The sequence below is a fragment of the Arcicella sp. genome, assembly GCF_964672035.1.
Map to the genome: position 1 here is coordinate 1 of NZ_CBABQS010000124.1, position 7,449 is coordinate 7,449.

Sequence of the window (7,449 nt, forward strand, 5' to 3'; positions counted from 1 at the left end):
AACATATAAGCGTTGTTGGCGTTCATCTAATTGATTAAAATAATTGCGTTCTTCGAGGGTAATTTCCATATAACTAAAAATCAGTATTGAATACGAAGATACAATATTATGAAAATTAATTAGACCAACTTATTATTTACACGTTACTAAACTAAGAAAAGGAGTAAAAAATTAAACTTAAAGGGTGGGAGTAGGGTTTGGTACACTGTTAATTAAGTTTCTTTGACTTCCCAAAAGTTCTTTTTACTTTCGGGAAGTTCCTCAATCAAATTAATTTTGTTGGAAAGAATAAACTCCATATATATCTTAAACTTTATGAACGTATTAATCACAGGAGGCTCAGGTTTAGTAGGAACACGCCTAACAGAAATATTGATAGCAAGAGGTTTTTCCGTCTCACATCTCACTCGAAAAGTGGCAGGTCTGGGCGACCCCGTGAACAGCAGCCATGGCAGTAGCGTAGGAGGGAAGTCCGTAAAAACGTATCTCTGGGATATAAAAAATAGAATTATTGACGAAAATGCGCTCCTCGAAGCCGATTATCTGGTTCATTTGGCAGGAGCTGGAATTGCCGACGAAAACTGGTCGGATGGAAGAAAAAAGGAAATCATTGAAAGCAGAACAAAATCTATTGATTTGATTGTCAGTAAGTTAAAAACATTACCTCATAGACTTATCTCTTTTGTTTCGGCTTCTGGCATTGGCTATTACGGAGCAGATACGGGTAATGAACATATTTCTGAACAACATCCAGCAGGTAATGATTTTGTAGCAGATTGTTGTATTCAATGGGAGGCAGCGGCTAATGAAATTCAGGCTTTGGGTATTAGAACGGTCAAATTACGTACTGGAATTGTATTGAGTGATAAAGGTGGTGCTTTGCCACGACTTACACAACCTGTGCGTTGGGGTGTGGGTGCTGCTTTAGGAACGGGCAAACAATGGCAATCGTGGATTCATTTGGATGATTTATGCGAGATGTTCATAAAATCTTTGACAGACAAGCAAATGACGGGTGCTTACAATGCCGTTGCCCCAAATCCGGCAACGAATCATGAGTTAACCAAAATATCCGCTCAAGTGTTGAAACGACCCTTTTGGATGCCAAATGTGCCAGCTTTTGCTTTAAAATTAGTTTTTGGAGAAATGGCTAATGTAGTTTTAGGCGGGAATTATGTGTTGAATCAACGGATAACACAAGAGACTGATTTTGATTATAAGTTTGTGGAGGTGAGGAAGGCTTTGGCGGATTTATTGAGATAGGAACGCATATTTTTCTTATTTTTACGAAACTAAAAAACAAATCCGAGATTTTGAAAAATATTTTAATCTATTGCGGTTCATCGGCAGGACATAACGAAGTTTATAAAAATACCGCCTCAGAAGTTGGAAAAATGCTTGCTAATCAAGGACTTACCTTGGTATATGGCGGTGGAAGCGTGGGTTTAATGGGAACAGTTGCCGATGCAATTTTGGCAAATGGCGGAGAAGCCATCGGGGTAATTCCATCTTTCATGGAACCTTGGGAAGTGCAACACAAAGGACTTACCGAATGTATCGTAACAGAATCCATGCACGCTCGTAAGCAATTAATGGCCGTAAAATCTGATGCGGTGATTGCGCTGCCAGGCGGCTGGGGAACGTTGGATGAACTTTTTGAAATCTTGACTTGGCGACAATTAGGACTTCATAAAATGCCAATCGGAATTCTAAACACCAACGGTTTTTACGATGATTTACTAATTATGCTTAAAAAAATGGTGTCAGAAGGTTTCGTCAAAGAAGCAAATCTTGACATGTTAATCGTGGATGATAATATTGAATCGCTTTTGGAAAAACTGCGTAATGATGTATCTGAGGGGGAATTAGTAGGGAAGTGGATTGGTAGGGCATAGGCAATTTTAAACCCCATTTTGCGTTTACTACAAAATTTAGCTATCATTTTCTCTATGAAAACCACTCTCCAAATTTTTTGCGCTGTCTCATTGCTCGCCGTTCAAAATTCAGTACTTACAGCTCAAAATAAGCCTGAAAGCATTGGTTCTGCCGTCAATACTGAATATTCTGAACTCAATCCTGTGATGTCACCCGATGGGAAAACGCTTTATTTTGGGCGTAAAAATCATCCACAAAACAAGTTTGGAATGGCTGGTACTGAGCAAATTGCGGGTTCGCAAGATATTTGGTATTCAGAAAGCCTCATGGGTGCATGGACGACTTCCAGACGTATGTCCGAAGCCCTCAATCGTGACCAATACAATACGATTTACAGCGTTTCACCCGATGGGCAAACCATTTTAGTAAAGGGGGCTTATGTAAACGGACAATACGAAACTCGTGGTTTTTCGATAGCTAAAAAATCCGCTACGGGTTGGGAAATTCCCAAAAAATTGGATATTCCCAAATATGAAAAATTGAGTCGTGGAAAGAATGAATATGGTTATCTCACCAACGATGGCAAGGTACTTTTAATGGCTTTTTCCGAAAAGAAAAACTCTGACGAAGATGATATTTATGCTTCATTTTTAGAAAAAGACGGCTCATGGTCTGAACCCATGAATTTGGGGGATGATGTCAATACAGATTTCACGGAAACTACCCCATTCTTAGCAGCAGACGGCAAAACGCTATATTTTTCGAGTAATCGTGAAGGTGGAAAAGGTAGCAATGATATATGGGTTTGTAAGCGAAAAGACGAAACTTGGATTCACTGGACAGAGCCCACCAACATCGGTGAACCCATCAATACTGACCAGTACGATGCTTATTACACCATCTCGGCGGCAGGGGATTATGCCTATTTTATTTCCAGTAATAATTCTGTTGGAAAGAAAGATATTTTTCGTTTAAAATTAGACCAACCAAAGCCAGTAGAAACTCAGCCAACGACTACCACGCCAATGGCAGGAGGGGAGAAAAACCCTCGACCAGTCAAAAAAGAACCCACAAAGTCCGACCCTGTAGTGCTGGTTACGGGTAAAGTGATTGACGGAAAAACGGGCAAAGTCCCTAAAAATGCCCAAATCATTTATGAAGATTTAACCAATGGAAAAGAATTAGGCGTTGCCACACCCGACCCAATTACGGGGATTTATAAAGTGGTTTTGCCTTATGGAAAAAACTACGGAATTACTACCAAGATTGACGGCTACGTAGGCACTTCCCAAAACATAGATTTAAGCAAGATTACAAATAATAAATACCTTGAAATCGAAGGAAAAGATATGACGGTAAAACCCGTTGAAGTGGGCGTAAAGGTTGAAATGAATAATATTTTCTTTGAATTCGGGAAGGCTGAACTCAAATCAGAATCATTTCCTGAGTTGAACCGTATTGCCACATTTTTCAAATCTAATACCAAAATTATTTCAGAGATTAGTGGACATACGGATAATTTGGGTACAGACTTAGTTAACAACAAACTCTCGCAAGAACGGGCGGACGTTGTGCGTAATTACCTCCTCACGCAAGGCGTACCTGCGGAACGACTCTCAGCGAAAGGCTACGGAAAAACAAGACCAAAAGTAGCGAATGATACTCCCGAAAATCAAGCAATTAATCGTCGGGTAGAGTTTGAAATTTTGAAGAATTAGATTTACATTTCGCCCAGTTGGGCTTAATATTAGACCACAGATTGTACGGATTTAACAGATTTACACGGATAAAATTTTAAAAAATCCGTATAAATCTGTTAAATCTGTGTTATCCGTGGTCTATCTGTTTTCGGAGAATATTTATTTTTACCACAAAACCCAACAACATTTCTCCAAACCTTTTTTAATTTACCCAAACATAATTTATATAAATTCACATGGAACAAATCTCCCGTAGAAATCTTTTAAAATCTGGCGTAGCCCTCAGTTCAGCGATGGTTATTCCTGCCGAAAAGAATATTGTCAATCTGGGCATATCAAATTTCAGTTTTTGCCTCAATACCAGTACCATTATGAAGCAGAATATAGGCTTGATGGCGGAAATTGAATTAGTAGCAAAAGCGGGCTACAATGGCATTGAAATTTGGATTCGCACGTTGGAAGCATTCGTTAAAACAGGCGGAAATTTGAAAGATGTAAAACAAAAAGCCAACGATTTAGGCATCGTCATTGAAGATGCCATTGGTTTTGCTCCATGGATTGTGGACGACCCAAACGAGCGTCTAAAAGCCCTTGAACAAACTAAGCGAGAAATGGATATGTTGGCTCAAATAGGCTGTAAACGTATTGCAGCACCACCTTTTGGAGCAACGCAAGGAGCAGAGATTAATTTACGTCAAGCGGCGGCACGTTATCGAGCGGTGTGCGATTTGGGCGATTCAATGGGGGTTTTGCCCATGCTCGAACTGTGGGGATTTTCTGCAAACTTGCATTTATTTGGCGAAACGCTTTTTGTTGCTTCCGAAAGTGGTCATCCCAAAGCCTTAATTTTGGCCGATGTTTATCACCTCCACAAAGGCGGTTCTGAATTAAATGCGTTGAGTTTTTTGAGTGGAAATCATATTCAAGTCTTTCACATGAATGACTACCCCGCAATTCCGAGTCGTGAAACGCTGAACGATAGTTTTAGGGTTATGCCAGGCGACGGTGTAGCACCGATGGATAAAATTTTGAAAATGCTCCACGATAAAAATACGCCCATTGTGCTTTCAGTTGAACTTTTTAATGAAGATTATTGGAAAAAAGACCCCATGGAAGTTGCAAAAATAGGTTTAGAAAAAATGAAAATATGCGTTGAAAAGGCTTTAAAATGAGTAATCAAACCATAAAAAACAGGTGCTTTTGTGGCACTGATGATACTTTTGAGCAATGCTGTAAACCCATCGTTGACGGAACGCAACCCGCTCCAACCGCCCAAGCCTTAATGCGGTCAAGATATTCCGCTTACGTGATTATTGACTCTCAATATTTAATTGATAGCACCCATATTTCACAAAGAGCAAACTATTCAAAAACCGACATTGAAGCGTGGGCAAAAGAAAGTCATTGGCAAAAATTAGAAATAATTGATTGCAAAAAAGGGCTTTCATACGATTCCGTAGGCGAAGTGGAGTTTAAAGCCTATTACCAAGACACCAAAAATACCCTTCAAATTCATCACGAAAAGTCTGTTTTTAAGAAAGAAAATGGAGATTGGTTTTATGTGAATGGTACCATTATTCCTTCAAAAACAATCATTAATCGCAATGAAGCTTGTGCTTGTGGGAGTGGGAAGAAGTTTAAGAAATGTTGTGGGAGGTGATGAAACAATTTCCAACTCCAACAAAACCTTTTCCCCAAAAAATCAGTTAATTTTACAGATATTATTCTCGCCACGAATGGCTTTTGATTCTTTGGAGTCAAGCGATTCGTGGCTATTGTTGTTGTCTAAGTTTCAAGTTATTAAGTTGATAAGTTGTTAAAACTCGCCACCTTAACAACTTAGAACTTAAAACTTAATAACTTAAAAAATGCTCGTTAAAGATTTCCTTACACTCTATCGTGAAGACGGCTTCGTGCAGACGATTATAGAGCAAATAAAACGTCCGAATGAACATCCGCATATCCAAATCAAAGGACTTGTGGGTAGTCTGGATGCGGTGATTTCTTCCGCTATTTTCCTTCAAAATCCTAAGCAAACACATCTTTTCGTACTTTCTGACCGTGAAGAGGCCGCATATTTCATCAACGATTTGCAAAATTTGGTAGGAGAGGAACACGTTCTTTCTTTTCCGATGTCGTATAAGCGTGCGTATGTATATGAGGAGGTGGACAACGCAAATGTACTGATGCGAGCGGAGGTTTTGAACAAACTGAACAATGCCGTGGAGGGTTTGCTCTTGATTTCATATCCCGAAGCACTTTCCGAAAAAGTTATCAATAAACGTTCCTTGTCGAAGAATACTTTTACGGTTACAGTCAATGAAAAATTGGACACAAATTTCTTGGGTGAGGTCTTGGCAAGTTACGATTTTGAGAAAACCGATTTTGTATATGAGGCGGGGCAATATTCCATTCGAGGTGGAATTGTGGACGTGTTTAGTTATGCCAACGACTTGCCATATCGCATTGATTTATTTGGTGATGAAGTGGAAAGTATCCGAACTTTCGACCCTGAATCTCAGCTTTCGATTGAGTCCGTTTCCAGAATCAATATCATTCCTGACGTTCAAAACCGATTGACTTTGGAAAGCCGTGAGCCTTTCTTTAATTTTCTTCCTGCGGATGCTCGCATTTGGTTCAAAGATGTAGAATTGACTTTGGAAATTATTGAAAAATGTTTTGAAAAAATAGAAGGTAGTTTTCAAGAAATTATCGCAAAATCAGGCGGAATTAAGGTTATTTCGGACCCAAATCAGTTATTTGAAACTCGCAGAGGTTTCTTGAATTTGGTTAAAGGCTTTGGCACGATTGAGTTTGGAAAACGATTTTATTTTAAATCTGAAAAAGATAAAACTTCATACAATTCCAAACCTCAACCCGCTTTCAACAAAGATTTTAAACGCCTTGCCGATAATCTTCGTGAAAATCAAGGGTTCAATTATACCAATATTATCACAGCAGATTCGCCCAAGCAATTAGAAAGATTGGCCTCCATTTTTGAGGAAATTGACCGCAACGTGCGTTTTCAACCCTTGAATATTTCGTTGCGAGAAGGTTTTATTGATGAACAAACCAAAATCGTTTGTTATACTGACCATCAAGTTTTCGATAGATTCCATCGTTTCAGAGAAAAAAGTAAATATTCTAAGTCTAAAGCCCTCACTTTGAAGGAATTACGGACTTTACAGATTGGCGATTACGTTACGCATGTAGATTATGGCATCGGGCGTTTTGCGGGTTTAGACCGTGTAATGGTCGGAGATTCTGAACAAGAGGCCATTCGGTTGATTTATAAAGACAATGATGTTTTGATGGTTTCGATTCATTCGCTCCACAAAATTGCCAAATATTCTGGAAAGGAAGGAGGACCGCCTTCGATGTCAAAATTGGGTTCTCAGGAGTGGGATAATCGTAAATCGAAGGTTAAAAAACAGGTTAAAGACATTGCCAAAGAGCTAATTGCCCTTTATGCCAAACGTAGAATGGCACCAGGTTTTGCCTTTTCGCCTGATACTTTTATGCAAGTTGAGTTGGAATCTTCATTTCAATACGAGGACACGCCCGACCAAGCAAAATCAACGGCCGACGTGAAAGCGGACATGGAAAAACCGCATCCAATGGACAGATTAGTTTGTGGAGATGTTGGTTTTGGAAAAACAGAAATTGCCATTCGTGCCGCCTTCAAAGCCGTTGCCGATTCTAAACAAGTAGCAATTTTAGTGCCGACCACCGTTTTGGCCATGCAGCATTTCAGAACTTTTCGTGACCGTTTGGAGAAATTTCCTTGCCGAGTTGAGTACGTCAATCGTTTCAAATCGGACAAACAAATCAAAGAAACGCTGAAAAGAGTGGCTTCAGGTGAAACGGATATTCT

Annotated in this window: 6 protein-coding genes; all 6 read left to right on the forward strand. The window is 39.5% G+C overall.

Annotation, left to right across the window (positions count from 1 at the left end; all coding sequences use genetic code 11):
- Positions 1-315: 315 nt before the first annotated feature.
- The gene (locus AC1W31_RS19735; RefSeq protein ID WP_481736216.1) at positions 316-1,263 is read left to right on the forward strand and encodes a TIGR01777 family oxidoreductase; all 948 of its coding nucleotides are present in this window, start codon (positions 316-318) and stop codon (positions 1,261-1,263) included.
- Positions 1,264-1,313: 50 nt separating this feature from the next.
- Positions 1,314-1,895 (forward strand): LOG family protein, encoded by a 582-nt coding sequence (locus tag AC1W31_RS19740; protein WP_481736217.1) that lies wholly within the window; start codon positions 1,314-1,316, stop codon positions 1,893-1,895.
- A gap of 54 nt (positions 1,896-1,949) precedes the next feature.
- On the forward strand, positions 1,950-3,593 hold the full coding sequence (locus tag AC1W31_RS19745; protein ID WP_481736218.1) for an OmpA family protein: 1,644 nt from the start codon (positions 1,950-1,952) through the stop codon (positions 3,591-3,593).
- A gap of 218 nt (positions 3,594-3,811) precedes the next feature.
- Positions 3,812-4,747: a sugar phosphate isomerase/epimerase family protein gene (locus tag AC1W31_RS19750; protein ID WP_481736219.1), complete on the forward strand. Its 936-nt coding sequence runs from the start codon at positions 3,812-3,814 to the stop codon at positions 4,745-4,747.
- Complete coding sequence (locus tag AC1W31_RS19755; protein WP_481736220.1) at positions 4,744-5,235, forward strand: YchJ family protein; 492 nt, start codon at positions 4,744-4,746, stop codon at positions 5,233-5,235. The genes AC1W31_RS19750 and AC1W31_RS19755 overlap by 4 nt, the downstream gene beginning before the upstream one ends.
- A 208-nt stretch (positions 5,236-5,443) precedes the next feature.
- Positions 5,444-7,449 (forward strand): CarD family transcriptional regulator (locus AC1W31_RS19760; protein WP_481736221.1); only part of this gene is annotated, 2,006 nt, incomplete at its 3' end.

What these genes read in the sequence shown, in the direction of transcription:
- AC1W31_RS19735 (WP_481736216.1), top strand. Translation starts at nt 316, where the DNA reads ATGAACGTATTAATCACAGGAGGCTCAGGTTTAGTAGGAACACGCCTA.
- AC1W31_RS19745 (WP_481736218.1), top strand. Translation starts at nt 1,950, where the DNA reads ATGAAAACCACTCTCCAAATTTTTTGCGCTGTCTCATTGCTCGCCGTT.
- AC1W31_RS19750 (WP_481736219.1), top strand. Translation starts at nt 3,812, where the DNA reads ATGGAACAAATCTCCCGTAGAAATCTTTTAAAATCTGGCGTAGCCCTC.
- AC1W31_RS19755 (WP_481736220.1), top strand. Translation starts at nt 4,744, where the DNA reads ATGAGTAATCAAACCATAAAAAACAGGTGCTTTTGTGGCACTGATGAT.